Annotated in this window: 29 protein-coding genes and 2 pseudogenes; 7 read left to right on the forward strand and 24 right to left on the reverse strand. The window is 41.5% G+C overall.

All coding sequences use genetic code 11. The features are described 5' to 3' along the window. Positions 1-673 precede the first annotated feature (673 nt). The 6 genes and pseudogenes from leuB to HGJ98_RS21545 form a co-directional block, all read right to left on the reverse strand. Positions 674-1,735, reverse strand: a complete 1,062-nt coding sequence (leuB, locus tag HGJ98_RS21520; protein ID WP_291353867.1) for a 3-isopropylmalate dehydrogenase — start codon at positions 1,733-1,735, stop codon at positions 674-676. A gap of 59 nt (positions 1,736-1,794) precedes the next feature. Continuing rightward, positions 1,795-3,336: pseudogene (locus HGJ98_RS21525) on the reverse strand (2-isopropylmalate synthase); the annotation flags it as partial. 137 nt (positions 3,337-3,473) lie between these two features. Next, on the reverse strand, positions 3,474-4,472 hold the full coding sequence (gene ilvC, locus HGJ98_RS21530) for a ketol-acid reductoisomerase (protein ID WP_291353869.1): 999 nt from the start codon (positions 4,470-4,472) through the stop codon (positions 3,474-3,476). A gap of 75 nt (positions 4,473-4,547) precedes the next feature. Beyond that, positions 4,548-5,027 (reverse strand): acetolactate synthase small subunit, encoded by a 480-nt coding sequence (gene ilvN / locus HGJ98_RS21535; protein ID WP_291353871.1) that lies wholly within the window; start codon positions 5,025-5,027, stop codon positions 4,548-4,550. A 4-nt stretch (positions 5,028-5,031) separates the two neighbouring features. Then, positions 5,032-6,720: a biosynthetic-type acetolactate synthase large subunit gene (gene ilvB / locus HGJ98_RS21540; protein WP_291353873.1), complete on the reverse strand. Its 1,689-nt coding sequence runs from the start codon at positions 6,718-6,720 to the stop codon at positions 5,032-5,034. 46 nt (positions 6,721-6,766) lie between these two features. After that, positions 6,767-6,922 (reverse strand): annotated as a pseudogene (locus HGJ98_RS21545) (aminotransferase class IV); the annotation flags it as partial. A gap of 368 nt (positions 6,923-7,290) precedes the next feature. Here HGJ98_RS21545 and HGJ98_RS21550 point away from each other — a divergent pair. The 3 genes from HGJ98_RS21550 to HGJ98_RS21560 all read left to right on the forward strand — a co-directional run bounded on the left by HGJ98_RS21550 (position 7,291) and on the right by HGJ98_RS21560 (position 10,218). Continuing rightward, a complete protein-coding gene (locus HGJ98_RS21550; RefSeq protein WP_291353875.1) occupies positions 7,291-8,574 on the forward strand; it encodes a homoserine dehydrogenase in 1,284 nt (427 codons plus the stop codon). A 38-nt stretch (positions 8,575-8,612) separates the two neighbouring features. Then, positions 8,613-9,515, forward strand: coding sequence for a homoserine kinase (gene thrB, locus HGJ98_RS21555; RefSeq protein ID WP_291353877.1), 903 nt, complete (start codon positions 8,613-8,615; stop codon positions 9,513-9,515). A 394-nt stretch (positions 9,516-9,909) separates the two neighbouring features. Beyond that, positions 9,910-10,218, forward strand: a complete 309-nt coding sequence (locus tag HGJ98_RS21560) for a hypothetical protein (protein WP_291353879.1) — start codon at positions 9,910-9,912, stop codon at positions 10,216-10,218. A gap of 129 nt (positions 10,219-10,347) precedes the next feature. Here HGJ98_RS21560 and HGJ98_RS21565 read toward each other — a convergent pair whose 3' ends face one another. The 3 genes from HGJ98_RS21565 to HGJ98_RS21575 form a co-directional block, all read right to left on the reverse strand. Further along, on the reverse strand, positions 10,348-11,229 hold the full coding sequence (locus HGJ98_RS21565; RefSeq protein WP_291353881.1) for an NAD(P)/FAD-dependent oxidoreductase: 882 nt from the start codon (positions 11,227-11,229) through the stop codon (positions 10,348-10,350). 114 nt (positions 11,230-11,343) lie between these two features. Further along, complete coding sequence (thpR, locus tag HGJ98_RS21570) at positions 11,344-11,898, reverse strand: RNA 2',3'-cyclic phosphodiesterase (RefSeq protein WP_291353883.1); 555 nt, start codon at positions 11,896-11,898, stop codon at positions 11,344-11,346. A 24-nt stretch (positions 11,899-11,922) separates the two neighbouring features. Beyond that, positions 11,923-12,450 carry a YcxB family protein gene (locus HGJ98_RS21575; protein ID WP_291353885.1) on the reverse strand — a complete coding sequence of 176 codons (528 nt, stop codon included), beginning with the start codon at positions 12,448-12,450 and terminating at the stop codon, positions 11,923-11,925. Positions 12,451-12,915: 465 nt separating this feature from the next. On the opposite strand from HGJ98_RS21575, the gene HGJ98_RS21580 reads away from it, so the two are divergent. After that, a complete protein-coding gene (locus HGJ98_RS21580; protein WP_291353887.1) occupies positions 12,916-13,602 on the forward strand; it encodes a FadR/GntR family transcriptional regulator in 687 nt (228 codons plus the stop codon). A 91-nt stretch (positions 13,603-13,693) separates the two neighbouring features. Next, a complete protein-coding gene (gene ilvD, locus HGJ98_RS21585; protein ID WP_291353889.1) occupies positions 13,694-15,343 on the forward strand; it encodes a dihydroxy-acid dehydratase in 1,650 nt (549 codons plus the stop codon). Between the two features lie 79 nt (positions 15,344-15,422). On the opposite strand, the gene HGJ98_RS21590 is transcribed toward ilvD, so the two are convergent. The 3 genes from HGJ98_RS21590 to HGJ98_RS21600 are packed head-to-tail and all read right to left on the reverse strand — an operon-like array spanning position 15,423 to position 16,231. After that, positions 15,423-15,866 carry a GNAT family N-acetyltransferase gene (locus HGJ98_RS21590; protein ID WP_291353891.1) on the reverse strand — a complete coding sequence of 148 codons (444 nt, stop codon included), beginning with the start codon at positions 15,864-15,866 and terminating at the stop codon, positions 15,423-15,425. Then, positions 15,856-16,038, reverse strand: a complete 183-nt coding sequence (locus tag HGJ98_RS21595) for a hypothetical protein (RefSeq protein WP_291353893.1) — start codon at positions 16,036-16,038, stop codon at positions 15,856-15,858. Before HGJ98_RS21595 ends, HGJ98_RS21590 begins: the two co-directional genes overlap by 11 nt. Next, complete coding sequence (locus HGJ98_RS21600) at positions 16,031-16,231, reverse strand: DUF362 domain-containing protein (protein WP_291353895.1); 201 nt, start codon at positions 16,229-16,231, stop codon at positions 16,031-16,033. Before HGJ98_RS21600 ends, HGJ98_RS21595 begins: the two co-directional genes overlap by 8 nt. A 259-nt stretch (positions 16,232-16,490) precedes the next feature. Between HGJ98_RS21600 and HGJ98_RS21605 the strand changes: the two genes are divergently transcribed. Then, entirely contained in the window at positions 16,491-16,706 is a 216-nt protein-coding gene (locus HGJ98_RS21605) for a hypothetical protein (RefSeq protein WP_291353897.1), read from the forward strand. Between the two features lie 115 nt (positions 16,707-16,821). Here HGJ98_RS21605 and HGJ98_RS21610 read toward each other — a convergent pair whose 3' ends face one another. The 10 genes from HGJ98_RS21610 to HGJ98_RS21655 all read right to left on the reverse strand — a co-directional run bounded on the left by HGJ98_RS21610 (position 16,822) and on the right by HGJ98_RS21655 (position 24,318). Further along, entirely contained in the window at positions 16,822-17,676 is an 855-nt protein-coding gene (locus HGJ98_RS21610) for an Mrp/NBP35 family ATP-binding protein (protein WP_291353899.1), read from the reverse strand. A gap of 160 nt (positions 17,677-17,836) precedes the next feature. Then, positions 17,837-18,211 (reverse strand): NifB/NifX family molybdenum-iron cluster-binding protein, encoded by a 375-nt coding sequence (locus HGJ98_RS21615; protein ID WP_291353901.1) that lies wholly within the window; start codon positions 18,209-18,211, stop codon positions 17,837-17,839. A gap of 57 nt (positions 18,212-18,268) precedes the next feature. Continuing rightward, positions 18,269-18,730 carry a DUF134 domain-containing protein gene (locus tag HGJ98_RS21620; RefSeq protein ID WP_291353903.1) on the reverse strand — a complete coding sequence of 154 codons (462 nt, stop codon included), beginning with the start codon at positions 18,728-18,730 and terminating at the stop codon, positions 18,269-18,271. 214 nt (positions 18,731-18,944) lie between these two features. After that, positions 18,945-19,241 (reverse strand): metal-sensitive transcriptional regulator, encoded by a 297-nt coding sequence (locus HGJ98_RS21625; protein WP_367142759.1) that lies wholly within the window; start codon positions 19,239-19,241, stop codon positions 18,945-18,947. Positions 19,242-19,317: 76 nt separating this feature from the next. Next, positions 19,318-19,899, reverse strand: coding sequence for a lytic transglycosylase domain-containing protein (locus tag HGJ98_RS21630; protein ID WP_291353906.1), 582 nt, complete (start codon positions 19,897-19,899; stop codon positions 19,318-19,320). Between the two features lie 61 nt (positions 19,900-19,960). Continuing rightward, positions 19,961-20,575, reverse strand: coding sequence for a dephospho-CoA kinase (gene coaE / locus HGJ98_RS21635; protein ID WP_291353907.1), 615 nt, complete (start codon positions 20,573-20,575; stop codon positions 19,961-19,963). 10 nt (positions 20,576-20,585) lie between these two features. After that, positions 20,586-21,245: a sporulation membrane protein YtaF gene (gene ytaF / locus HGJ98_RS21640; protein WP_291353909.1), complete on the reverse strand. Its 660-nt coding sequence runs from the start codon at positions 21,243-21,245 to the stop codon at positions 20,586-20,588. A gap of 64 nt (positions 21,246-21,309) precedes the next feature. Next, positions 21,310-23,151, reverse strand: coding sequence for an ABC-F family ATP-binding cassette domain-containing protein (locus HGJ98_RS21645; RefSeq protein WP_291353911.1), 1,842 nt, complete (start codon positions 23,149-23,151; stop codon positions 21,310-21,312). 139 nt (positions 23,152-23,290) lie between these two features. Next, positions 23,291-23,680 carry a DUF2809 domain-containing protein gene (locus tag HGJ98_RS21650; protein ID WP_291353913.1) on the reverse strand — a complete coding sequence of 130 codons (390 nt, stop codon included), beginning with the start codon at positions 23,678-23,680 and terminating at the stop codon, positions 23,291-23,293. Positions 23,681-23,841: 161 nt separating this feature from the next. Further along, positions 23,842-24,318 (reverse strand): MGMT family protein, encoded by a 477-nt coding sequence (locus HGJ98_RS21655; protein WP_291353915.1) that lies wholly within the window; start codon positions 24,316-24,318, stop codon positions 23,842-23,844. A gap of 204 nt (positions 24,319-24,522) precedes the next feature. Between HGJ98_RS21655 and HGJ98_RS21660 the strand changes: the two genes are divergently transcribed. Continuing rightward, the gene (locus tag HGJ98_RS21660) at positions 24,523-24,738 is read left to right on the forward strand and encodes a DUF378 domain-containing protein (protein WP_291353917.1); all 216 of its coding nucleotides are present in this window, start codon (positions 24,523-24,525) and stop codon (positions 24,736-24,738) included. Positions 24,739-24,906: 168 nt separating this feature from the next. Here HGJ98_RS21660 and HGJ98_RS21665 read toward each other — a convergent pair whose 3' ends face one another. Together HGJ98_RS21665 and HGJ98_RS21670 are read right to left on the reverse strand one after the other, a co-directional pair. After that, positions 24,907-25,545: a class I SAM-dependent methyltransferase gene (locus HGJ98_RS21665; protein WP_291353919.1), complete on the reverse strand. Its 639-nt coding sequence runs from the start codon at positions 25,543-25,545 to the stop codon at positions 24,907-24,909. 47 nt (positions 25,546-25,592) lie between these two features. Then, entirely contained in the window at positions 25,593-26,312 is a 720-nt protein-coding gene (locus HGJ98_RS21670; protein ID WP_291353921.1) for an AAA family ATPase, read from the reverse strand. Positions 26,313-26,388: the final 76 nt, after the last annotated feature.

Here is a 26,388-nt window from a genome sequence, read left to right on the forward strand (position 1 = left end):
TCCGCAATATTTCCCCCACCTATAAAGCCAATAGACTGAGTCATTCTTTACATCCTTTCATACCCTTAAATCTGTATTAACTTTACATTAATAGCATGCCTATCCAACGAGCCAGTAAACCCTACTTGTGTGCTTTATGAACAAACAATGTCGCCCTACTTTAAAAGATGAACTGCAGCAAGTCCCATCGTTCCCCCCCGTTGCCAGCCCCGGTCGCAGAAATAGGGATGTGTCGAGCAAGGATGGCATAGGGCGGTGCGGAACGGGAACGTGTGTGAACGTGCAATGTCCCCTTACTTTCAGATTAAAAAAAGACCCCTTTCATCCTTATCAAGGACGAAAGAAGCCTTCCGCGGTACCACCTTTATTGCCAATGCCAACTTAATGCTGCCAGATTGATCCAACAAACTTCCAATAACGGTGGAAACCGTCCGATTCTTCATCAGCGCATCACGACTGGGTTTCTGATACAGCAGGTGGAAAAACTCTCAGCGATTGCTTTTCTCTCTGAACACCAACATCTATCATACTGGGTCGATCCCATGCTTTCTCCATTATTGATTTACTATACTCTATCTCACTTATCCATAAATTTCAAGTACTATCTTTGGAAACCTTTTGAATTAGTGAATTAATAATCCATACGGGCAATTCATGAATTGCCCTAAACCCTCTATTTAAGTGCCTCTACTACAGCATTACCCATTTCTCTAGTTCCCAGTATTTTATCCCCTGGTTTAGCTAAATCAGGTGTCCGATATCCCTCTTGCAAGACCTGTTCTACCGCTCGCTCGATCATCTGAGCCTCATCTTCTAATCCAAAGGAATAACGTAGCATTAGGGCTCCTGAGAGAATAGTTGCTAAGGGGTTTGCAACATTCTTACCAGCAATATCCGGTGCCGATCCATGAGCTGGTTCGTAGAGTCCCTTACTTCCATTTAAGCTTGCCGAGGAGATCATTCCGATGGACCCCATTAGCATAGAGGCCAAATCCGTAAGGATATCCCCAAACATATTTTCTGTAACGATTACATCAAACTGTTCGGGCCAACGCACCAGTTGCATTGCTGCATTATCCACATACATATGGGTTAATTCGACCTCTGGATATTTCTTAGCAATATCAAGTGTGATCTCTCTCCAAAAACGTGAGGATTCTAGGACATTTGCTTTATCCACGGAACAAAGTTTACCACGTCGTTTAGCCGCCATCTGGAAACCGAGGTCTACAATGCGCTGGATTTCCTCCTCAGTATAAACTAACGTATCAAAGGCACTTTTAGGATTTGACCCTCTTCCTTTCTCACCGAAGTATAGTCCACCTGTCAGTTCGCGCAGAACGACTAGATCTACATTCTTAACTACTTCTGTACGAAGAGTAGAAGCCTCTACTAACATCGGGAGCATTTTAACGGGGCGGATATTGGCAAACAAACCTAGGGCCTTACGAATCGCCAATAGTCCCCCCAACTCTGGACGTTGTGGAGCTGGAAGAGTGTCCCACTTAGGACCTCCCACAGAACCTAATAAAATTGCATCTGCTGCCTGCGCTGCCGCTAATGTTGCATCAGGTAAAGCCTTGCCGACTTCATCAATTGCAGCTCCACCAATCAGCCCATATTCAAAATTCAGACTGGTTGAATGACCTTGTAACACTGCTTGTAATACCTTTACCGCTTCAGGGGTTATCTCTAACCCAATTCCATCTCCAGGGAGAACTAGAACGTTTGGCATTATTTTTCCTCCTCTAAACCTAGTGGGATAAGTCCACCACCACGAATCAATTCCTGCATTCAGCTCTCGTCATTCGCTCTAATTTGGATCCATCCTCGTGAAAAGGCGCGATTTACGGCTTGAAGATAACCTCGTACACTAGCTTCAATAATATCCGTACTTACCCCGCGTCCAGCAACCAAATTTTCTCCAAATTTTACAGTTACCGTAACTTCCCCTTGTGCATCTTCTCCACCATCAAGAGCTTGCAAGGAATAGTGACTTAGTTTACCCTGGGTCCCCAAGACCTTATCAATGGCTTTAAACGCCGCATCAACCGGTCCATCCCCACATGCAGCATCTGCTAATCGCTGCCCTTGATAAAGTAGACCCACTGTTGACGTGGGAACTAAATGGGTTCCACTTGAGACTTGTAAATAATCTAAGGTTATCTGATCTGCTTTCTCCCTTTGCTCATCTACTAAGGAGAATAAATCAGCTGTCGTTACTTCTCGTTTACGATCAGCCAGTAATTTAAAGCGAGAAAACAGCTCTTCAAATTGACTCTCTTCTAGATCCAGCCCTAGGTCCTTTAGACGTTGCTGAACAGCATGTCGCCCCGAATGTTTACCTAGGACAATAGATTCCACATCCACCCCGATAACGCTTGGTGACATAATTTCATACGTGGATCGTTCTTTAAGCATACCATCTTGGTGTATACCTGATTCATGAGCAAAAGCGTTCTTACCCACGATGGCCTTGTTATGCTGAATCATCATTCCTGTTAACCGGCTCACTAATTGACTTGTTCTGGCTATTTCCGAGGTTACAATACTTGTCTCCACATCAAATTGATCCTTACGGGTATGCAAAGCCATAACAAGCTCTTCTAAAGCTGCATTTCCAGCCCGTTCTCCAATCCCATTCACTGTGCACTCCAACTGATGTACCCCTACCCCAACAGCGGCAAGGGAATTCGCCACCGCCAGACCCAAATCGTTATGACAGTGGACACTGACTTTGACCTTCTCTATCCCTATTGTGCGCTCCATAATTGCACGCAAAAAGGCAGAATACTCTTCGGGTGTTGCATATCCCACAGTATCTGGAATGTTGAGTACGGTTGCGCCAGCTTGGATCACTCCAGAAAAAACCTTAGCTAAAAAATCCACCTCGCTGCGAGAGGCGTCTTCAGCACTGAACTCAATGTCAGATACTTTAGACTTTGCCAAGCGTACAGCATGAATGGCTTGATCCAAAACATCTTCAGGAGATTTCTGCAATTTATATCGCATATGAATGGGAGAGGTGGCGATAAAGGTATGAATACGCGGGGACTCTCCACCAGAAATCGCTTCCCATGCACGTTCAATATCATTGGTATTCGCCCTAGCCAAGGCGGCCACACTTACGTTTCTAACTTCCTGGGCAATCTTACGAACTCCTTCAAAGTCTCCAAGGGAGGCAATCGGAAATCCTGCTTCGAGAACATTAACTCCAAGCTTACTTAACTGATGAGCGATTTGTAATTTTTCATCTGCATTAAGAGCTACTCCAGGAGATTGCTCACCATCTCTTAGGGTTGTATCAAAGATCTCGATCCGGCGCATTACTCTAACTTCCTTCCGATAACATTACTGAAATAAATTATCATTATTGCAAAGAGGCTTGAGATCTTTCTTTATCTATGGAAGATGACAATAGTCTCCAATGAAGACTATTGTCATCAAAAGCTCATCCACATAAAAACGGAAGATTACTCGTGTTTTTTCAGCCAGCTCATCATGCCTCTTAATTGTTCCCCAACCTTTTCAATAGGGTGATTAGCTTCGATACGAGTCATTGCGTTAAAGGTCGGGCGATTGGCTTGGTTTTCCAGTAACCAGGCTTTTGCAAAACGACCATCTTGGATTTCTTCGAGCACACGTTTCATTTCTTTACGGGTTTCTTGGTTAACAATACGTTTACCAATGGTCATATCTCCATATTGAGCAGTATCAGATACAGAATATCTCATCCAACTCATGCCGCCTTCATACATTAAGTCAACAATGAGTTTTAGCTCATGTAAGCATTCAAAGTAAGCAATTTCCGGCTGATAGCCTGCTTCGACTAAGGTATCAAAACCAGCCTTTACGAGTTCGGAAGCTCCTCCGCAAAGGACTGCCTGTTCTCCAAATAAGTCAGTTTCAGTTTCCTCACCAAAGGTTGTTTCCAATACACCGGCTTTTGTAGATCCAATTCCTTTTGCGTAAGCTAAGGCTAATTCTTTAGCTTTTCCGGTAGCATCTTGATGAACTGCAATCAAGGCTGGTACTCCTGCGCCTTCAGTATAGGTACGACGCACTAAATGACCTGGGCTTTTTGGAGCCACCATAAAGACATCTACATCACTTGGAGGAACGATTTGTCCGAAGTGAATATTGAATCCATGAGAAAAGACTAAGGCCTTTCCTGATGTGAGATGTTTTTTTATTTCTTCATTATAAACCTTACTTTGGGTTTCATCTGGAAGCAGAATCTGAATTACATCCGCGCGCTTAGCTGCTTCTTCTACCGTCATGACTTCAAATCCAGCTGCTTGCGCTCGTTCTGTACGAGCACTACCCGGACGAAGTCCGATTACCACGTTTAGTCCTGAATCTTTTAGGTTTTGGGCCTGAGCATGACCTTGGCTGCCATAACCCATAACTGCGATGACCTTACCTTTTAACAACTCTAAATTAGCATCTACTTCATAATACATTTTCGCCATTTTTCCATAACTCCCTTTCAACTTTAGCCTGTCTAGCAGGTCCTATTTATTATACAACATCTGACAAAATCTTTTCTATGTTTCGGATCGCAAAATTGCAACCTTTCCAGTGCGTACTAACTCAAGTAATCCATAAGGTCGAATTGCACGAACAAAGGCGTCTATTTTAGGGATATCACCCGTTAACTCTACAGTAATATTTGTTCGTCCCATATCGACTACCCGTCCTCGGAAAATATCAACGGTCTGAAGAACCGCTGAACGTGTTTCAGTGCTTACCTGGACACGAATTAACGCTAGCTCTCGATCGACTACACTTTCTCCGGTCAAGTCTGAGACTGAATGTACAACCACTAGTTTGCTCAGTTGATTCCTAACTTGCTGAATGATTTGATCATCCCCATTAACGACAATTGTCATACGAGAAAGTTCAGGATCTTCAGTCTGACAAACTGTAAGACTATCGATGTTGTAACCCCTACGCGTGAATAATCCCGCCACCCGAATCAAAACGCCAGGGTTATTTTCCACTAGAACTGCAAGTGTATGCAACATATTATTACCTCACAATCATTTCAGTAATAACCTTACCCGGTGAGACCATTGGTAAAACATTTTCATGCTCCGAGATTTTAATATCTACCAGCACTGCCCCAGGATGTTTAAAGGCTTCCTCAAAGGCGCTGCGCACATTCTCTAGAGAATTTACATGGATCCCCCGAATACCATAGGCCTCTGCCACTTTAACGAAATCCGGGTTACCTTGAAGTTGAATTTGACTATACCGCTCTCCATAGAACAATTTTTGCATTTGCCGAACCATTCCTAGAACCCCATTATTAAGCAGTACAATTTTTATGGGCAGATTATTCTGGGCAATTGTCCCCAACTCTTGAATCGACATTTGAAACGATCCATCCCCTGTCACCAATACAACCCTATCCTCGGGACGAGCTATTTGCGCACCTATTGCGGCAGGAAGTCCATAGCCCATGGCTCCCAGCCCACAGCTGCTCGCGTAATTGCGTGGATTTACTGTGGGATAATGCTGAGCTACCCACATTTGATGTTGACCTACATCCGTAGTGATGATGGTTTCTCCTCCCGCAATCTCTCCTAGACATTCCATCACCATCTGAGGGTTAAGCCTGTCCTTATCATAATTTAAAGTATGATTTTCCTTCCATTCACGTAACTGATCCCACCAATCTGCCACGTCGGGCAAAACAAATCCTGGCAAGGCCTCGAGAATCTCTTCTAAGACTTGACGTGCATCCCCAACAATTTGAATATCCGTTCTAACAACTTTACTGATCTCGACAGGGTCAATATCAATATGAATAACTTTAGCATTGGTCGCAAATCGATCCCCAGGACCATTCGTTACACGGTCATCAAAACGCACGCCGACTGCGATAAGCAAATCACAATCATTAACTGCATAATTAGCTGTTACCGTTCCATGCAATCCCACCATACCTAATAGGTTAGGATGTCCCAGAGGCAGGCTCCCAATTCCCATCAAAGTCGTAACTACCGGTGCTCCTGTTTTTTCAGCAAATTGTTTTAAGACACTTTCAGCTCCAGCAGTCACCACACCTCCTCCTGCATATAGAACTGGTCTGTGTGCTTCCGAAAGTGCTCTTGCTACTTCTTCAATCTTACCATTGTTATCTCGACCAAAAATCTTGTATCCCTTCAATTTCATTTCATTAGAAAAAGGTACAACATTTTCCTCAGCTAATACATCTTTGGGAAGATCAATGAGGACAGGCCCAGGACGACCAGTCCGGGCTATATAAAAAGCCTCCTTGATAATCCTTGGAAGATCACGTGGATCCTTAACTAAATATGAGTGTTTAGTGATAGGCATTGTAATCCCAATAATATCTACTTCTTGAAAGGAATCGGAACCTATAGAGCTAGTTGGAACCTGCCCAGTTAAAACAACAAGTGGGATAGAGTCTAAAAAAGCATTAGCTATACCCGTCACCAAATTCGTAGCCCCCGGGCCGGAGGTGCCTAAACAAACTCCAACTTTTCCGGTAACTCGCGAATAGCCATCTGCTGCAAACACAACCCCTTGTTCATGACGTCCTAAAACATGTCGGATCGGACTATCTAGAAGGGCATCATATAATGGAAGCAACACCCCGCCTGGATAACCAAAGATGACGTCTACCCCTTCCTGCTGTAAAGCATTCAATAGGATAGTCGCTCCCTTTAATCCTGTTTTTTCTTCACTCATATTCATTGCCCTCCTTATGCTTTTGCTTTACGCAGAACTGGCGAGAAAGTTGACTAGCCGAATGTATCACTGAATTTCGGGCGACACCTTCAAGTATACCTGCTGAAAGAGGAGGTGTCATTAGAATATCATTACAATGGATAAAAATGTTATCGACTGTTCCCTCTGTTACATATCCATCTTGGGTAAATGTCATCGAATCACCTCTCATAATAGTGAACAAATTAAAACCCCAAGCGCAGTCCCCTAGTAACGTGGAACTTTCCGCTTGGGTTTTTTCTACCCACGGTGTAAACCCATTCTGGATTCTGTACCGCTCGGACCAGACAGGCTCTCCCCGATCTCGGGGAGCGTATCCTCGGAACCCTAGGTACACTTCCTTTGCTTGTGTTATATTACATTTATATTGAGAACGTTGTGTATATGATACAGAATACCTTCCTCAGTGTCAACCCCAATTTTCTACAAATGGGGGAAATTCCTTTAGAATTTCCTTGTCAAAGCAAGATACTACAAGGTATAATGTCCTCTATGCAGGTACATTTGTTTTTTTGAGAGGAGTTGACTATCATGCCAATTAACATAGGCATACTGGGTTTAGGTACCGTTGGGTGTGGGGTTGTGAAGGTACTGCAGCAAAATGCTAAGGACATACAAACTCGTACCCACTGTGAACTACAGATTAAGGCAATCCTTGACCGTGATCTTCACAGAGAACGGGATATTAGCGGAAACTTTCTCCTCACAGATCAATCTGAGGAAGTTCTTCATGATCCTGAAATTGATATCATCGTTGAAGTCATGGGAGGAATTGAACCCGCCCGTACGTTTATCTTAGAGGCATTGCAACATGGAAAAAATGTCGTTACTGCTAATAAGGATTTAATAGCACTTCACGGTCATGAACTTCTAGACGCCGCCAATGCAGCGGGAAAAGATCTCTACTTCGAAGCAAGTGTCGGAGGTGGGATTCCGATTATTGCAGCTCTAAAAGAATCATTGGCCGCCAATCATATTACCGAGGTGCTCGGTATTATTAACGGAACGACAAACTATATTCTCACAGCCATGGCTGAACAAGGACGGGAGTATGCTGAAGTCCTGGCAGAAGCACAACAATTAGGGTATGCTGAAGCAAATCCTTCCTCTGATGTTGATGGCCTTGATGCTGCACGTAAACTTGCTATTCTGGCTTCCATTGCCTTTAATTCAAGAGTTGAACTCAAGGACGTTTTTGTAGAAGGTATTTCGAAAATTACGCGGGAAGATCTGGCCTATGCTACTGAACTTGGCTGCACCATCAAACTCTTAGCTATTGCTAAGCACCATGCTGAAGGAATCGAAGTTCGGGTTCATCCAGCTATATTGCCTCAAACTCATCCTCTTGCTTCTGTAAGCGGTGTTTTCAACGCCATTTATGTCGTAGGAGATGCCGTTGGAGAAACTATGTTTTACGGTCGAGGTGCAGGCTCTCTCCCCACGGGAAGTGCGATTGTATCGGATATTATGCGTATTGTTCGCAATATACAGTCCAACTCAACTTCTGGCATTAACTGTACTTGCTATCTTGACTTGCCCATTAAAGCTGCCTCAGACTTCTATACAGCCTTCTATATTCGTCTGCTTGTTAAAGACGAACCCCGTGTCCTTGCAACTCTTGCCTTACTATTTGCAGAAGCAAATATCAGCTTTGCCTCGATCATTCAAAAGCAACGTGGCGAGAATCAGGCAGAAATTGTCCTCTTAACCCATCCTTGCCGCGAAGGAGCACTTCAAGAAGCCCTCGATTCCGTCAGAGCCTACAGCAAGGTCCTTAGTATTGACAATGTCATCCGATTTGAAAAAGAAAACTAGAAATCATTACATCCCCATCAATTTTAGGGAGGAATATGATGTTTCGCATTAAGATACCCGCAACCTCCGCCAATCTCGGACCTGGATTTGATTGTATGGGCATGGCCCTTCAACTATATAATACAATTACAATTGAAAAAAACCGACCGTTTCGCATCTCATTAGCTGGGTCTTACAGAGACGGGATCCCAGCAGATGAAAGCAATCTCGTCTGGCGCACCATGTGCCATTTCTGGGACCTTATCCATTACCCTACTCCCACACTCGATTTAACCTTTGAAAACTGCATTCCTCCTGCTCGAGGCTTAGGAAGCAGTTCTGCAGCCATTGTCGGTGGGCTTGTAGCAGCGAATCTAATTGCTGGATCACCCTATACTAAGCTAGAATTACTTCAAGTGGCCGATGCCTTAGAAGGGCACCCAGACAATGTAACCCCTGCTCTATATGGGGGAGTAACCTTATCAGTACCTACAGAGAGAGGCGTTCTTCCAAGAATCTTGGTTCAATCCCCCAACCTAAAAGCAGTTGTTACTATTCCAGATACTCATCTAAACACCAAACGTGCGCGAGGTATCTTAGCTCCAGAAGTTCATCGTAAAGATGCCGTTTTTAATATCTCCCATGCCTCACTACTTACCGAAGCCTTTATCCGCGAAGAGTATTCCCTCTTAAAAGAAGGAATGCGCGATGCACTCCATCAAAATCAACGAGCTTCGCTCATTCCGGGCTTACTCGAAACACTAGAAGCCGCTCTTCAAACTGGAGCTTACGGTGCCGCTCTAAGCGGTTCCGGACCCACGCTCTTGGCTCTCATCCCCAATAGCTCTAAGTCCGATGTTCCCCAAAGCATGGTAACAACGTTAAGGAACCATGGTATCAATGCTGAATCTATGGTTCTAGAAATTGATGTCAATGGAGCTTCATCGTCAGTAACAAGATAACAACTTGTACATCTTCTTCCCCAACTTCCGGTCCAGTCACTGCGATTGTCGGCTTTATCCTTTTCCTAATTGGAGTTACATTTTTTTTTAAGAAATGTATTATAAAACTCATCAGTAAGGCCTCACTACGGTATGGGAAATACAATTTAAAGTGCAAAAAGGAGGGCGCAAGCCCTCCTTTTTGTTTTAGGTTGTTAAGCCCCCAACTTCAGTAACATCTGTTATTTTTCCATTCCCCCCGTTTGCCATTTTTACAGCATATGGAAAATTGGACAAACGGGTGACAAGCCTTGTGATCGGTTATTATAAGCAAATGAACCTAGTCCGGCATATCCTATAGAAACAAGGTTTCTAAGTATTCTGATCGCTTAGAAAGGAAGAAGAGGTTCATATGATGAAAAGTTATGACTCTATTCGCTTATTTAAGAAAAGCAGGGAAACCGACAATGAAATCCAAGAACTAATACCGAAGGATGATTTGCCAAATTCGGAACAACCATTATCTGAACTCATTATTACACCATTTGAAATTAAAGATAAGAGAACTTCCCCACAAACAAATTCTATGCAATCCCTCCTCTCTCCTGATGGCATCTCAAATGTCATCCAAAAAGCATTAACTAGTCTGGGTATTGACAGCAAAAAAACTAGTGACCTATTTATGAATTTTCTAATAAGAACTATCTTTAAAAAACCCAAGTGATGTTGGTCTAATTAGAACTAAAATAGCGCCAGATGTCAGGACTGACTAGTACGAAAACGTCCGCTGTTGCCGAACTATATTTCAGCGACAGCGGACGTTTGGATTCATTAAAGAGGACGACTAGTCTGACTATGATTTTAAATTATCTAAGTATTTGACAGCCTGTAAAGCCGCAGTCCCGCCCTCTCCTGCAGCTTTTATCAACTGATAAGGTTGACCTGTACAATCTCCTGCAGCAAATAAGCCGGGTAAGTTTGTCTCTAATTTATGGTTGACTTTAATTGAAGACTCTTCCATTTCTAAACCTGACACAAGCTGCTCAGCAGGTAGAGTATCTCTCAAGATGAATACTCCAGCAACGGATAACTGTTCCTCTCCAAGGTCAAGTTGTTCGACCATTTGAACACCAAGGATTTTCTGCACCCTCCCTTTTTTAACTTCAATTCGTGGATCAAGCTTCGAAATGCCACTATAATAGGGGATATAATAGACTTTAGAACAGATATCAGCCATATAATTTGCTTCTTCTTCCCCTTCTTGATTGTACGAAATGATGGCAACTTGCTTATTTTTATATAAAGGTCCATCACAGGTAGCGCAATATCCTACCCCCTTACCCAGTAATTCAGCTTCACCAGGAAATAATTTACCCGTTGTTACGCCAGTAGCGATAATAACCGTATCCGCTTCAAAGGATTGATCTTTACCAATAAGCGTATATGGCGGTCCAGGATAGATATTTGTCACTTTAAATTGTGTAATTGGTATTTCCTTTTGCTTAACATGATCCAAAAAGCGTTGACGTAATTCTTCTCCACCAATTTCAGGGAAACCAAGCCAATTGTCAACTTGTGGGGCTTTCGAAAGTTTAGGACTACAAAATTCGGAACCCAGTAATACGAAATCACGATTACGTATCTTCGCATTAAGGGCCGCAGACATGCCCGCGGGTCCACAACCGATAATCGCCAGTTCATAGTGATCTTTTAGCATATTAAGATCTTCCGACATCAATTAATCCTCCTTTTATTGTTTATTATCTGCTGTTAGTGTTCCCGAATTAGAGAAAAGTAAATGCAATAAAACAAATCGAGACCTTTGCGGTCTCGATGACGGTAAACCCAATCAATGTGGGGCAGTTATTAGGCCAGCTTTAAACAAACTCACGTAGACTCTTTTTCCACTTACAGGCCTGCTCTCGAATAAAACAACCTCTGCAACCATGAACTTACCAATCTTCTTAGTATAAACCATAGAAAAATCAATAGTTCCTAGGCTAGGACGAGAAGCTAAGGTAATATGGGGCTTAAATTGTCGCTCGTCCAACTTAAAACCTTTGGTTTGGAGTTCACGATGTAGTTCATTCCTTAGACTATTAAGTTCATTTAAACATCCTTGGACCGCTGTCCATAAAGTATGAGGCCTTTTAAAAGAGGGAAATGCTCCCACTCCAGAGATGTTTAGATCAAAGGATTTATAGTTGCTTGCTACTTTCGATATTGTCTCGTTGAGTACTGGAATCTTATCTTTGCCCAATTCCCCTAAAAATTCCAAGGTTATATGAAAATTATCCTGTGATTTAAACGATCCATTGACCCCAAGAGCTCTTAGTTCGGACTGAAAATTAACTAGAGCATGTTTAATCTCAACCGGCAAATCTATGCCAATAAATAATCTCATCGACGATACCCCTTATAGAATGATTTAGTTCTTTCGAACAAGCTTCTGACGTAACGATGTCAATAGCTTGTTCTTTTGCTCTTCATTCTCAAAGATTCTAAGCGGTATTATATGTGCCGAATTTGCATTGACATAGATGAAAATATGCTCTTTGTCTTCAACAATATTTTCTATTCCACTGAAATGAGTCCTTGCTTCAGTGTGCTCACTTCTATCAACAATTTCATGTTCTGAGATCGCTAAGTTATGAGTTCCTACCACACTATTGTGTTTCCCTTCAGCAAGCATCTTGGAAATTTTTCTTGATACGATTTTCTTTAAGCGTTTCGGATAATATGCAACCCAATACAAGTAAAGGAGTATGAAAGCCACGAACCAATACCCTAACGGCATACTCGTAAATTGTCTAAGAAAGAAGGGTAAGATTAAAAAGGATAAAGAAAAGATATACCGTTGTAAAAAAAACGAACGCCTAGTCAGCTTAGAATAGGTAATATGGAAAAGATTGAAAGCAATTAAATCCTGTTCATTTAGTTTGTACTCAAAATTCATATAAATACTCACTCCTTTGTTTATTATTTGTGTATGCCCAAAAATGGTATAGCCCAAACAATGCAACTATGATTAATTTTCCAAACCCCACTAAATAGTTAATTGTCTAAATCCTTCCATTAAGAAAAACGCTACGCGTCTTTTTATCTATACTTTCTGAGGCGTAGCCGAAGAATCTTGACTTCTGCACTATTTCACACAAGTTAAGATCCTTCGCTGCGCTCAGGATGATATGAGTGAAAGAGGACCCTAAAGTTATACTTATGACAGTACAAGAAAACACTGCCCTAAAAGAGCAGTGCCATAATCAATTCTAAGAGTATAATACAGTGAAATGGCCTGTCTAACAAGTCTTTAAGAATTCTTTTATAGACAATCGTAAATTTTCTTTGGACATCAGACATCTTGCTTTAAATAAGATGTCTGATAGAATATAATGACTAAACTTTTAGGGAGGATCTTTTTATGAAACGAGAAGGAAGAAGTCTGGCAGAAAATATAGCAGATGATATTCTCGCTATGATTACCATAGATAAAAAGTTCGCAATAGGAGATAAACTCCCCAATGAAAATGAGCTTTCTGCAGATCTACACGTAAGCCGCACGACGTTAAGAGAAGCTATACGCATTCTAGTCGCTCACAATGTTCTGGAAATCCAACGTGGAAAGGGAACCTATGTTAAGAATAACCAAGAGTTAAACGAAGAGTTTGGTTTAAAAGAACTTTCAACCCTTCAGTTAGGTGTCAAAGATTTATATGAAATGCGTCTAATCTTTGAGCCCCAATCAGCCTATTATGCCGCAAAACGAGCAACCGATAAAGAACTTGAGCGCATTTTGTATTATGGCAGGTTAGAGGAAGAAATGATATTGAACAAGCAAGATCGAACGGAGGTTGAGCAGGCCTTTCACAAATCCATCGCCAAGGCAACTCACAACGAGTTTATGAATCGGTTGATGCCTATTCTTTATCAGGCCATTGATAAAGGAGTCCTTTTGTCTGACTCAAATGAAGAAATGGTGCAGAATACCTTAAATGATCATCGAATGATTATGGAGTTTTTAGCAAAACGAGATGCCGAAGGTGCTAAAACTGCCATGAAACTTCATATCATCCATGCCATGAGAGGTTTTGGAATCATCGAAAGTTGAACGAGCCATTAGTATAATTTTCACATAGACATTAGACATCATACAATTTATAATGTAGGTATACAACTACTATAAAAGGGGTGTTTGTACAATGAATAGTGATGCAGTAACCAAAACTTCACCACACCGCGCCTTATTTCATGCTCTAGGATTGACTAATGAGGAAATTGAACGTCCCTTAATCGGCATTGTAAGCTCGAAAAACGATATTGTCCCGGGGCACATGAATCTAGATAAAATTGTCGATGCTGTAAAGTTAGGTGTCGCCATGGCTGGAGGAACTCCTCTTGTTTTCCCTGCTATTGCTGTATGTGACGGCCTAGCAATGGGACATCAAGGAATGAAGTATTCCCTTGTCACTAGAGAATTGATAGCTGACTCTACTGAGGCTATGACACTTGCCCATGCTTTCGATGCACTGGTTATGGTTCCAAATTGTGATAAAAACGTTCCTGGATTGTTAATGGCTGCAGCAAGGTTAAACATTCCAACCATATTCGTCAGCGGCGGTCCAATGCTTGCTGGTAAAGTGGATGGGCAGAAAATTAGTTTTTCCAATGTTTCAGAAGCAGTCAGCGAATACCAAGCAGGTAAGATCACTAAAGAAAAACTACAGGAATATGAAAATAAAGGCTGCCCAACCTGTGGTTCCTGTTCTGGCATGTATACCGCCAACAGTATGAACTGCCTAACGGAAGTATTGGGAATGGGATTGAAAGGCAACGGAACGATCCCTGCTGTTTATTCGGCTCGTATTCAGCTAGCAAAGCACGCGGGTATGCAAATTATGGAGTTGCTGAAAAAGGATATCCGGCCAAGAGATATTATGACGAAGGATGCCTTTGAAAATGCTTTGACCTTAGATATGGCCTTAGGCTGCAGTACAAACAGTATGCTGCATCTTCCTGCGATTGCTCATGAATGCGGCATTGAATTAGATCTGGATATCGCTAATGCAATTAGTGACAAAACTCCAAATCTCTGCCACCTTGCACCTGCTGGGCATAACTTTGTAGAAGAACTTGATGAAGCTGGCGGCATCTACGCGGTCATGAATGAAGTCAACAAATTAGGTTTAATCAAAACGGATTTAATCACCTGTTCAGGTAGAACTGTAGGCGAAAACATCGCAGGTTGTATAAATAAAAATACTGAGGTCATTAGACCTGTCGAAAACCCTTACAGCAAAACAGGCGGAATCGCCGTATTGAAAGGGAATCTCGCTCCTGACTCCTGTGTTGTCAAACGCTCTGCAGTTGCACCAGAAATGTTAAAACATGAAGGACCTGCAAAAGTATTTGATTGCGAAGAAGACGCTATGCAAGCGATTAATAGCGGCCAAATCACCCCGGGGGATGTTGTAGTCATTCGATATGAAGGTCCAAAGGGCGGGCCTGGCATGAGAGAAATGCTGAATCCTACCTCTGCTATTATGGGACGGGGACTTGGAGAAAGCGTTGCACTCATTACAGATGGGCGGTTCAGCGGTGCTACAAGGGGCGCAGCAATTGGTCATGTTTCTCCTGAAGCAGCAGTAGGAGGTAATATCGCTTTGATAGAAAGCGGAGATATTATCCAAATTGATATTATGACTAATGAAATTAATATTAAACTTAGTGACTCCGAACTAGAAAAACGAAGAGCGGCTTGGAAACCCAGAAAGCCTCGTATTACAACTGGGTATCTTGCAAGATATGCCGCTGCCGTAACGTCAGGAAATAAAGGCGCTATTTTAGAATAAGTGAACAATAAAATTACAAAAGCAACCAGCAAAGCACTTAGGCATTTAGCTGGTTGCTTTTTGTTGTGTCTATTCAAGGTTATAGGGGCATGTCCATCTTACTCCACGCCATATTAATGACTATTTCGCCTGTTTCTGGTTGAACTTCCTGACTAACATATGTAAACCCATTCTTGATATAGAATCTTCTGGCAGCATTATTCTTGCTATACACCCCTACGAGCAATTGCTTTTTTACTTTTTTGGCTTGCTCAAGCAAATGAGTACCGATTCCCACACCTTGCTTGCCTGGTGAAACAAATAAACCTCCAATGTAGTTTCCTACTAAAGATATAAAACCAAATAAATTACCATTTTCCTCGGCTATCCACGTTTCTGCCTGTGGCAAATACTTGTTTCTTAACTCATCTTTATGAGATTCCCACATTTCCTTGGCAATAAAGGAATGCGCGATGACACTTGCATTGTACCATATCTCTACCAGTTCCTCTGTATCGGTATCCTGAAAATGCCTAATAATCATTAGTACCACCTTCTGGAAAAAGCAACCTGCGCAAACGCTCTCGTTCCTCTTCTAAATCCTCACGTTCTGCCACCATTCTTGGTTGAACGGAATGGAAGGGCCAGCGCGCTTTTACGTCGGCCAACTTTTGCTCTACAATATTAAGTTGAAGTAACAGTTCTTTTTTATCCATCCAGATTTCCCTCCTCTGGCACAACAAATGTAATAGCGCCATGCATACACTGTTCCATACAGGTTTCACACTCGACACAAATTGTGAGGTCCACGACCGGAAGATGTGAAAGCATAGTTATTGCCTGAACGGGGCATGCATTTACACATCGTTTGCACCCCCGGCATAGCTTTTCTAAGATGAACGCAGCCATATCCAGCTCCAACTCCCCTCATCATCAAGAGAAAAACTCGGTTTATCTCTTAGCAACCAATATCCCCCCATATACCCCGGCATGGTATTGCATTCTTAATATATTCGCCTCTCGTTCATTTGTCAACCCTTCTGAGTACTATCTTTTGAGAGGTCACAATTATTTCACCCAAAACGTACTATAAAGTCATAATCAGGACACTCAAATTTATTCCCCTTGTATTATAATGATTCTATTGTAAGCAAAGGAGAGATTAGACATGGAGGATATATCCGTATTGCGTAACGAAGATTTGAAAAGACGACTACAAACATTGTCAGAGGAATTAGAAGAGTTAGAAGAGGAACGAGACTATGTACTTAAGCAGACTGGTCTGCATCTTCCTGGTCATACGGTTAAGCGATATGAAGCTGAGACTCAGGCCTTAAAAGAATCCATCGCAGCCTTAACCGCAGAACTAGATCTTCGCAAATAGTTTTTCAATATAAGTGGGTGTAAGGAAACTAATAGTTCCTTACACCCACTTTATAAATCAATGGCTCTGGTCGACGAGAGATAAGTAGGCTCTTTTAACTATTTAGTAGGCTTACTTACGCAAGATTCTTGTCACTGCTCAACTTAATCTGATCCGCTAGGTTACGCGCAATTTGATCAAAGTCAGATGATCGATAATCCTCAATTTTACCTGCATCGGATAGTGTCGCTAGATTAGGATCAAGGGGAAGAGCCCCTAAGAAAGGAATCGAAGTACGTTTCGCTTCTTCTTCTCCCTGTGGTTTCCCAAAGACTTCTATTTTCTTACTGCAATCCGGGCATTGGACATAGGCCATGTTTTCAATCAGCCCATAAATTGGCGGTTCATAATTACGTACCATTTTAATTGCTTTTCGTACCACCATATTCGCCAAGGCCTGCGGGCTTGTTACCATCACGACACCATTAATCGGCAAGGATTGGAAGATGGTAATCGCTACATCCCCAGTCCCTGGAGGCATATCAATCAAAAGATAATCCAATTCTCCCCAAATGACATCCTTCCAGAACTGGTTTACGACTTGAGTGATCAATGGTCCACGTAAGATAACAGGGTCATCTTCATTTTCAATCATCAAATTAAGAGACATAATCTTTATTCCGCCGCGACTTGTTGGAGCAATAATACCACCTTGGCTTGCTCCTGCCCTTTCCTTAATTCCAAAGATTTTAGGAATACTTGGTCCAGTTATGTCCGAATCTAGAATACCTACTTTAAATCCTTGGCGCATGAGACTTACGGCTAACATACCTGTTACAGAAGATTTTCCAACTCCACCTTTTCCACTCATAACAGCAATGACCTTTTTAACATTACTGGCTTTCTGCGCCTTGGTTAACTGAGGCGCACTCGAACAGCTCTCTGTGTTACATGAACCTGCTGCAGCACAGCTATTACATGACTCGCTCAACTTTTCTGCCTCCCATTTTCAAATAAAATAAGTACCCTTGTACTAACGAGTACAAGATTAATCTTACTCCTCAAATTCTTTGTTTGTCAAGGTTTGTCGGTACTTAAGGGTTGTTTTACTTAATTGGTAAAGAATTAACCTAGTATTCTATTATCCTTACTTAGTGATGATGGTGACCGTGCTCATGACCATGATCATGGGAGCAAACTGAACCTGTACTTACGATCTTACCCAAGGCATAGCGATTGGCTACATCAACCACGTTCCCCGATGCACCCGATACTACCTCAAGGCCTACAGCATGAAGACCATTAATCATTCCTCCACCGATACCGCCGCAAACAAGAACTTCGATGCCTTTACTTTTAAACATATTAGCTAGTCCTGCATGCTGATGCTGAAGACCCGTTGAACTTAGTAATTCAACAAAACGAGCCTCATTTCCTTCAATCTCAAACACTGAGAATCCTGCGGCGCGTCCGAAATGCGGATCTAAGTCCTCACCATTTGTTGGAATTGCTATTTTTTTTGACATAGTATTAAACCTCCTAAAACTAATTTTTTCAGACCCGACAGCTTCTACCTATAATCTTCATTTAGTCTCCTCGTGATGACCGTGGTTACAGAAACGTTTAGACCCTTTATTAATCCTCATCTTTTTCATGCTCCCACACATTGGACAAGGGATTTCATATCCATGTTTCCCCCCTGCGGCACATGGTACAACCTCCCAGACATGTCCGCATCCAACACACTCAAACACTCGGTTTTTCATTAAATAGTGACCACCTCGAATGATTATAGGTCGTCCTTCTACTAAAGCAGAAGCAATTTTTGACCTAGCAGCACCTAAAATTCGCTGAAACGTAGCTCTGGAAATCCCCATTGACGCTGCACAATCGACTTGATCCAAACCTATTTTGTCTTTAAGGCGAATGGCCTCCAATTCCTCCAGCTTAATATTTATTTCTTCTAAATATGTTTGTCCAAGAGGAATAAACGTTTGGCAGACTATTGCATCGTCGATCAGGCCACAACAACGTTGCCTTGGCATTGAACCAGCTCCTTTTGGGCATATGCTCAAATAAAGTATATCAAATTTATTTAATAATGCAATTAAAACTTTGATAAAATGTAAATATTTAAGAACTTACCAATTATCTTATTTATTGTTTCACGAGTTTTTACTCTTATCCATGATTTCACTGTCACCTATACCTATAATAAAAAAACCGCCACCAAGAAAGGTTGACGGTAGACTAAAAGAGTTATTGATTTAGTTTCATAAGGGTTTCAATAGCGTTATTCAGCACCTCTTGACGATCCTCCCCTGAGTCGATGGCCTCTAGAAGGCAGGAACTTGCATAACGTTGTGCGATTATAACAGATGTTTTATGTACAGCTGAACGAATAGCTACAAGTTGTAATAAAATTTCTTCACAGCTCTTCTCTTCCTCTATCATACGTTCTACCCCTGAAATATGACCACGCACAGTCTTTAATCGCGTTAGAATGTTATGTACTTCTTCAGTATTAACTTCTTTCAAAAAACACATTCCTTTCATAGTTAGTTTACTGTTATCCCTAAATTTTTGTTATGCAAATCACAAACCTTGGGCACTGCTTCTTTTCCTCATACACTTATGTACGGTAAAGTTTAATATACTTCTGATAACTATTTAAGACACGCCCTACATAGTCTCGCGTCTCTTTAAATGGAATATCTTGTTTGCGAATATTTCCGGGGTCAATCTGGCCCGATTTAATCCATTCTTTTACATGTCCTTGTCCACCATTATAGGCAGCAATTACTAGGGTTTGATTATTAGAAAATAACTTTTGGAGACTAGCCAGATACCATGTACCATATTGAATATTCTTCTCAGGATTTAGCAAATCCTTGTCACTGTATTCTTTATCTCCAATACTCTCAGCAATTGACTGTGCCGTCTTAGGCATCAATTGCATTAACCCTTTAGCACCCTTATTTGATTCAGATTGAGGAAGGAACTTGCTTTCTTCTCGTATTACTGCAAGCACGAATAAAGGATCAACGCCGTAAAGAGCTGAGTATTTCTCTATAATAATCCTATGTGGGTAGGGATAAATAATCTTCTGCAAGTCTGATTGTTGCCATATACTATACCCTAGTAGGACGGCAAGAATAACAAGCAAAGTAATCTTTTGTCCATTTATCCAACGCTTAAATCTCTTTTTAGCCATCCCATCTCCTCTTCTCAATATAAAGGTCATTATCGTAAGTTTATTAACTTGGCTCTGATAATTATGAATGATTAACATTAAGTCTTTGTAGTAATTTTTCCCACGCATGTTCAAGTTGTCTTACTGTTTGACGTTCATTTCCAGAATTATCGATGACAACATCTGCTCGTTGACGTTTTTCATCTAGCGATCCTTGGGCAGCTATACGGGCTTCAATCTCGTCAAGACTCAGCTTGTCCCTTGTGAGAACGCGAGAAATCTGCACGTCCTTAGGTACCCACACAACCCAAACTTCATCCACAGAGGTTTCAAGCCCTGCTTCGAAAAGCAACGGTACATCCCATACACAAACCATAGCCCCGGACTTCCTTAGAGCGTCTTTCTCCTCGTTCATGCATTCCTTCACGCGAGGGTGCACGATGCGCTCTAAGCGCTTTCGTGCATCATCATCATTGAAAACCCTTACTCCTAATCGTGAACGATTGATTTGCCCATTGTCAGTTTGAATATCCGAGCCGAATTCTTCGATCAGTCTTGTAATCGTTCTCTGATCCGATTGCAACAAACGGTGAACCGTTTTGTCAGCATCAAGCACTGGAACCTCTTGCTTAATAAACCATTGGGCCACTGTAGATTTACCGCTCCCGATTCCACCAGTCAGTCCGATATTAAACATGTGTATCACCTCAGATCAATTTTCCAAGTCCGATCAAAATTAATACTGCTCCAGGCAAATATTCCGCTTTATCTGTCCAATTGACTGGTATTTTGCCAGCCATTTGTTGTCCTAAACGCAACATCATAATCTGGGTCAAAGCTACGATCCCGATAACCGATATCGTCATTCCAGCCATTGCCGCACCGATTCCACTAGCAAAAGCATCGACTGCCAGTGCACTCCCCAGCAAGATACTCTCCCGTAAACTAATAACTCCAGAACCATCAACATCTGCAATATCTGGTGTCTTAAGTACCTGAATAACTAAACCAAAAAAACGTAATTGGAATCGAAATATAGGCTCTAAGGCAGGATTGGGTTGGGCCATAGCCATCGCAGGTACCGCTTCCGGAAAACCCTCCTGTTTACGGTTCCAGATTGCTTTCCCAAGCTGAAAAACCCCTAGGGTCAACAAAATTAACGCTCCCAACAAACGTGCTGGAATTAATTCAAGCCATAACGTTACCCAACCGCCAAAGAGCATGGATATTCCCATTGCCAAAACTGTACACATTGCAATAGCGATAAGTGAATTGACTGGTATCCGAATACGGCGTAGTCCATACGCCAATCCGACCCCAAATCCATCCAGACTTAAAGCCACTGCCATAAGTAGAGCTACCCCCATAATATGTATCCCTCCATCTTGCGACTTCAGGATAATATATGGAATCAAAGGCTATTTGGTGAAATCAATCATTGCCAGCGATCCATTCTTCTAATACACTATCTCTCCTGTGCCTGATCTTTTCACACTCTTCATGAAGCTTCATCGCCAGCTCATAATTAGTATCCGCGCTTGCAAGTTCCTCTTCTAGGGTTTGGAGAACTTCTTCTAACTGTTCTATTTCCAATTCAAGCTGCTTCATTCTCTTTTTTTCGCGTGCAAGATTACGGCTTTCTTGCTGATCTAAACTACTTGGCTTTGAACTACCTTCGATGGGAGTAACTCTCATTTCCTCTTGTTGTTTATATTCCTTAAACCCAGTATAATCTCCCTCAAACAGCAATAGCCCTTCAGATTTGAGTTCCGCAATTTTATTAACAACTTTATCTAGAAAGTAACGATCATGTGAAACCACAAGTACGGTCCCCTCGTACTCCTGAAGAGCTTCTTCCAGTACACCACGGGTTTCCGCATCCAAGTGATTCGTCGGTTCATCAAGCAAGAGCAAATTTCCTTGCTCTAGGAAAAGTTTACATAAAGCTAACCGGCTCTTTTCGCCGCCGCTTAGAACAGAAATTAGTTTAAACACATCATCTTTTCTAAAACCATATCGTGCTAGTAAATTTCGTATCTCAGGGTCCTTTAATTTCGAGACATCGCGGATTTCATCCATAACGTTTCCAGTAGTACCTAGATTCTCGTGTTCCTGTGAATAATAAGCAATTTTTACATTTGCACCTAAACGAATCGTTCCCTTAAAAGGAACCTGTTGCAGAATCGCCTTAAGTACAGTAGTTTTGCCAATACCATTTTTGCCTAATAAGGCTACTTTATCTCCGCGCCTCAAATCTAATTCAACGTTCTTGAAAAGTGTTCGAGAACCAAAAGAAATCGAGAGGTTTTCAATTAAGAGGACTCGGTTGCCGCTTCGCCCTCCATTTCCAAGTGAAATTGAAAGTCCGTGGTCTACCTTTGTAACCTGAATCGGATTTAGTTTTTGTAACTGGCTTTCACGTCCTCGGGCTTGCTTAGAATTGACTCCAGCCTTATTTCTGCGGACATATTCCTCAAGTTTAGCGATCTTATTGGCTAACCGCTCAGCTTCCCGACCTAATGTTTTAACTTCAAGAACTTTCAGCAATTCAAATTCCGAATAGTTCCCGGTATAACCTTTAAGTCCGCCATTTTCCAGGCAAAAAACACGTGACACGGTACGATCTAAAAAGTATCGGTCATGAGAAACAATCAGCAGGGCCCCAGGATAATCTCGCAAATATCCTTCAAGCCATTCCATGGCTGCAATATCCAAATGATTCGTAGGTTCATCCAAGATCAAGAGTTCAGGTCCTCGAAGCAAAAGCTTACATAAGGCTAACCGAGTCTTCTGTCCACCGCTCAACTTCGAGACTTGGGAATTAGTCTCCGCTTCAAGACCTAGCCCTGCTAATATTCTTCGGACTAAAGCTTCTAAAGCGTAACCCCCCTGGCGCTCAAATGATTCAGTTAAGACTGCATACTGCTCCATGATTTTCTCACTAGGCGTAGAAGCCATCTTATCCTCTAACTCACGCAGTTGTTCCTGCATTTGCAATAGATCCGCTCGTTCCTGGATTACGCACTCAAAAACGCTCCCCTCGTCCTCCACAACCGGAGTCTGAGGAAGATAACCATAGGAACCTAAAATTTGAACTTCTCCACTTTCTAAGCGCACATCTCCTAAACAAGCTCGAATAAGGGTTGTTTTACCCGCTCCATTTGGACCGACCAAAGCAGCCTTTTCTCCATTTTCCAAAGTAAAACTAATCCGCCGAAACAGCGGCTCACCTGATATATCAACGCCACAATCCCGGCAAAATAAAACACTCATTTCTCTAGATAGCCCCTTTATTTTCAGTGGAAGCAAGGGCGGTTCTCTTGATTCCATGTTATATCCGCTTAGTTGCCTCTAAATTTAATAATATCACACACGCTGTTCTCAAACAAACACATAAAGTTACATCTATTTTCTATTGCACTTTTAAATTTTTGTAGTTAATAAGTAAGAGCATCTCAATTAATACACCGATCCCGATTCCAATAGCGTAAGAAATCAAATCCCTCCACAAAAATCCGTAACCTAAAACTAGTCCGCCAAGCCTGGTTGCCCTTAATGAATCAACCCATGGAGAATGGTACAATTGACTAATTTCAATAGCAAAAGAAAAAAGCAACGCAGCCACCGCAATCCATCTTGTTTCTCGACTCCTGAATAGAAGGCCACACAAGAAAAAAACCATGAGTGCCCATAAAGCATCACCTAAATATAGGTTAATCCAATCCGGAAGGTATATTGAAAAACGTCTAGAACATAAACCTAGGGTCACAACAATGATAACTAGGAAAGAATAATTGATCATATGTCTCTTAGGTAACAAAAACAAGTCATTTCCTCTCCTGGAGATTTTTTTTGATATTGGGCCATAACAAGGAAAAACATACCCAGAATGAATCGCCCGACATTAGGATTTTTCAAACTAATTCCCAACATAACAAGAGAAAATAGAATATAAATTAAGTATTATTGCAATTCATATAAAGCTCTTTCATAGTCCTTAACAAAATAACGTTTGCCCTTATTGATCACTATGTGCCCTTCCATCTCCAATAACATCCTCTGATGTTCAATTCCCCCAGGATACTTTGGATTTAATTCTCCACCTTTTTTCAAAGTTCGCCAATATGGAGTGATTTCTCCGCTTTCTGAATTCTGGCTTTCTTGGGACGCATTTGCAGCAAGGTTAATAAAAATTCCGGCTGTAAGATGACAAGTGAAGTCAGCATCATGTTTCTTCGCTAAATATGCTCTAATTTCGTTTGAAGTAATGATTCTACCTTTAGGAATTCTCTTCATTACCTCATCATATTCGATAGGGGCAGCTATTAGCATATTACCACAGCCGAAACGCTTCGCCATGCTATTGTCAAAGCCTATGAATTCGGTCTTTGGCAAATCTCCTGAATTATTTAGTTTCTCGGTATACGTTTTTTTGACCATAGAAACTCCTCCTAAAAATTCGGATTTTCAAAGAGTTCATTAATTTAATCTCCATCCATAAGAGAATCTATGAATATATCATACCATATTTTGGAGCGACTCGATCCTACGAATCCTCAAAATTCTTCGTACATTAAACGAGTGAGGTATAAAAAAACTAAAATATACCAATAATAAAGAAAATAGAATAAGGGAGGCATTATAATGAATTGGTTATCAAAAGCCGCTTTAATACTTGTAATTATCGGAGCTATCAACTGGTTGCTAGTCGGTGTCTTTCAATGGGACCTTGTCACTTCTCTTTTCGGTGGAGATACATTTAGAGCCTCATCTGGGTTAAGCAGGATAATTTATTCACTAGTTGGTATAGCAGGCATTTACTCTTTATCTTTCCTTTTTACAAATAATGACGTTAAGTAAAATTATTAAGATTTGTTCATAATAACTTAGACGGAACTCTTACTTTCGGAAGGGTTCCTTTTCTTATCGTTTAGGCCCAATTAAAGTTGTTCTAAACTATAGGCTTAGCGTACCAACCGTTTTCATTATGGCTAAGTGTCCAAACCCTCAGGTGTACCGACGCCCTTTTTAGCTAATCTTTTGGGCATAAACGAACATGTCTACTGTTGTTGTGCCGTCGCTTTCAGGATATAAATCTCGTTGAATTTGCAGTATCTCTAAATCATTCTTTACCAGTATTTGTCTAATGAAATCTTCCGAGTAGTAGTTGAAGAATATGTAGTCATTAGGACTAAAACTAGTTGTTTCGAAACCCGACTTTGAACCTTCCATACAACTTAAATATAGGAAACCACCCTTACTTAATACTTGACCTATATCGTCAACCAGTTTCTCAGCTTCCTCATTTGATAAATGGGGTAAGCAAAAAGACGCTATGACAGCATCATACACCTTCCCCTTTAAATTCATGTCTCTAATATCTCCAACAAGGAAGTTGACCTTTGGAGAATGTACATTTGCCCGTGCACGATTAATCATCTGTCTAGAAAGGTCGATACCTTCGATCTCAAATCCCTTATTGGCTTCGACCAGGAGCTTTGCAGTATTTCCGGGACCACATCCGACATCTAAAACCTTTGCTCTGGGCAATAGAATATTGCAGAATCCCTCTAATTTAGTCTTGTAACTCTCGAAATTCATGAACTTGTTTTGATATGAATCCGCATGCTTATCGTATGTCTCTATAGTCCTCTTCGTTTTATCCAAATATGTCACACCTTTCCAACATAGTGTATAATTTCTCGAAGGTTTGCCTACTCTTCGAAGAGTTTCCGCAAATAACGACCTCTATTTTCCAAGAAACCTCTGGTAATCTGATAATGCGAAGTATCTTCATAAGTCGTCTGAGAGATCGGTGAAGTATCGAAATCGAGAATCTGTGCACCTGGGTAAGCCAAAATAATTGGAGAATGCGTCGCAATAATAAACTGGGATTGACTGTCTTGTTCTAAATCCCTTATGATCCTCAACAAAGTGAGTTGACGAGCTGGAGAAAGAGCAGCCTCTGGTTCATCTAATAGATAGATCCCTTGTTTTCCAAACCTATTTGCGAATAGAGATAAGAAGGATTCTCCATGTGATTGTTTATGTAGCGATTTTCCACCATATGGCTCATATGCAGATGGGCCGAGACTATCAATATGAGATGCAAAGTTGTATAGGCTTTCGGCCCTAAGAAAAAAACCATTCGTTATTTTCGGTGCCCAGGAAAGCCTTATGAAATCACCTAAAGCTGATTCAGCGGAATGGACTTCATAAAAGTTATTCTTACCTCCACCAGCCGTATTGAAATCACATTTAAAGGCAATAGCTTCAAGGAGCGTCGATTTTCCAGACCCGTTCTCACCTACAAAAAAAGTAACACTTTTGTTAAACTCTATCGTTTCCAATCTCTGAAACGCATTTATAGAGAATGGGTAGACCTTGTGACTTGGAATCCTTTCATTTAAAAAAATCAATCTTCGCAAGAACATTCTCATTCTCTCCCATCTTTACTCGCAAGGGCTAAGCCCTTGTTATTACCGCACAAACCAAGGAAGCCTGACTCAA

Origin of the sequence: Desulfosporosinus sp., assembly GCF_014237355.1 — a bacterium.
Lineage (GTDB): Bacteria > Bacillota > Desulfitobacteriia > Desulfitobacteriales > Desulfitobacteriaceae > Desulfosporosinus.

What these genes read in the sequence shown, in the direction of transcription:
- coaE (WP_291353907.1), bottom strand. Translation starts at nt 20,575, where the DNA reads ATGTTTAATATCGGACTGACTGGTGGAATCGGGAGCGGTAAATCTACA.
- HGJ98_RS21620 (WP_291353903.1), bottom strand. Translation starts at nt 18,730, where the DNA reads ATGCCAAGGCAACGTTGTTGTGGCCTGATCGACGATGCAATAGTCTGC.
- ytaF (WP_291353909.1), bottom strand. Translation starts at nt 21,245, where the DNA reads ATGGGGGTAGCTCTACTTATGGCAGTGGCTTTAAGTCTGGATGGATTT.
- HGJ98_RS21630 (WP_291353906.1), bottom strand. Translation starts at nt 19,899, where the DNA reads ATGGCTAAAAAGAGATTTAAGCGTTGGATAAATGGACAAAAGATTACT.
- HGJ98_RS21625 (WP_367142759.1), bottom strand. Translation starts at nt 19,241, where the DNA reads ATGAAAGGAATGTGTTTTTTGAAAGAAGTTAATACTGAAGAAGTACAT.
- HGJ98_RS21655 (WP_291353915.1), bottom strand. Translation starts at nt 24,318, where the DNA reads ATGGTCAAAAAAACGTATACCGAGAAACTAAATAATTCAGGAGATTTG.
- ilvB (WP_291353873.1), bottom strand. Translation starts at nt 6,720, where the DNA reads ATGAGTGAAGAAAAAACAGGATTAAAGGGAGCGACTATCCTATTGAAT.
- thpR (WP_291353883.1), bottom strand. Translation starts at nt 11,898, where the DNA reads ATGAGATTATTTATTGGCATAGATTTGCCGGTTGAGATTAAACATGCT.
- HGJ98_RS21600 (WP_291353895.1), bottom strand. Translation starts at nt 16,231, where the DNA reads ATGGCTGCGTTCATCTTAGAAAAGCTATGCCGGGGGTGCAAACGATGT.
- HGJ98_RS21615 (WP_291353901.1), bottom strand. Translation starts at nt 18,211, where the DNA reads ATGTCAAAAAAAATAGCAATTCCAACAAATGGTGAGGACTTAGATCCG.
- ilvN (WP_291353871.1), bottom strand. Translation starts at nt 5,027, where the DNA reads ATGTTGCATACACTTGCAGTTCTAGTGGAAAATAACCCTGGCGTTTTG.
- HGJ98_RS21560 (WP_291353879.1), top strand. Translation starts at nt 9,910, where the DNA reads ATGAAAAGTTATGACTCTATTCGCTTATTTAAGAAAAGCAGGGAAACC.
- HGJ98_RS21595 (WP_291353893.1), bottom strand. Translation starts at nt 16,038, where the DNA reads ATGGATAAAAAAGAACTGTTACTTCAACTTAATATTGTAGAGCAAAAG.
- HGJ98_RS21590 (WP_291353891.1), bottom strand. Translation starts at nt 15,866, where the DNA reads ATGATTATTAGGCATTTTCAGGATACCGATACAGAGGAACTGGTAGAG.
- HGJ98_RS21605 (WP_291353897.1), top strand. Translation starts at nt 16,491, where the DNA reads ATGGAGGATATATCCGTATTGCGTAACGAAGATTTGAAAAGACGACTA.
- HGJ98_RS21580 (WP_291353887.1), top strand. Translation starts at nt 12,916, where the DNA reads ATGAAACGAGAAGGAAGAAGTCTGGCAGAAAATATAGCAGATGATATT.
- HGJ98_RS21645 (WP_291353911.1), bottom strand. Translation starts at nt 23,151, where the DNA reads ATGAGTGTTTTATTTTGCCGGGATTGTGGCGTTGATATATCAGGTGAG.
- leuB (WP_291353867.1), bottom strand. Translation starts at nt 1,735, where the DNA reads ATGCCAAACGTTCTAGTTCTCCCTGGAGATGGAATTGGGTTAGAGATA.
- thrB (WP_291353877.1), top strand. Translation starts at nt 8,613, where the DNA reads ATGTTTCGCATTAAGATACCCGCAACCTCCGCCAATCTCGGACCTGGA.
- HGJ98_RS21650 (WP_291353913.1), bottom strand. Translation starts at nt 23,680, where the DNA reads ATGATCAATTATTCTTTCCTAGTTATCATTGTTGTGACCCTAGGTTTA.
- HGJ98_RS21660 (WP_291353917.1), top strand. Translation starts at nt 24,523, where the DNA reads ATGAATTGGTTATCAAAAGCCGCTTTAATACTTGTAATTATCGGAGCT.
- HGJ98_RS21565 (WP_291353881.1), bottom strand. Translation starts at nt 11,229, where the DNA reads ATGTCGGAAGATCTTAATATGCTAAAAGATCACTATGAACTGGCGATT.
- HGJ98_RS21550 (WP_291353875.1), top strand. Translation starts at nt 7,291, where the DNA reads ATGCCAATTAACATAGGCATACTGGGTTTAGGTACCGTTGGGTGTGGG.
- ilvD (WP_291353889.1), top strand. Translation starts at nt 13,694, where the DNA reads ATGAATAGTGATGCAGTAACCAAAACTTCACCACACCGCGCCTTATTT.
- HGJ98_RS21575 (WP_291353885.1), bottom strand. Translation starts at nt 12,450, where the DNA reads ATGAATTTTGAGTACAAACTAAATGAACAGGATTTAATTGCTTTCAAT.
- ilvC (WP_291353869.1), bottom strand. Translation starts at nt 4,472, where the DNA reads ATGGCGAAAATGTATTATGAAGTAGATGCTAATTTAGAGTTGTTAAAA.
- HGJ98_RS21670 (WP_291353921.1), bottom strand. Translation starts at nt 26,312, where the DNA reads ATGTTCTTGCGAAGATTGATTTTTTTAAATGAAAGGATTCCAAGTCAC.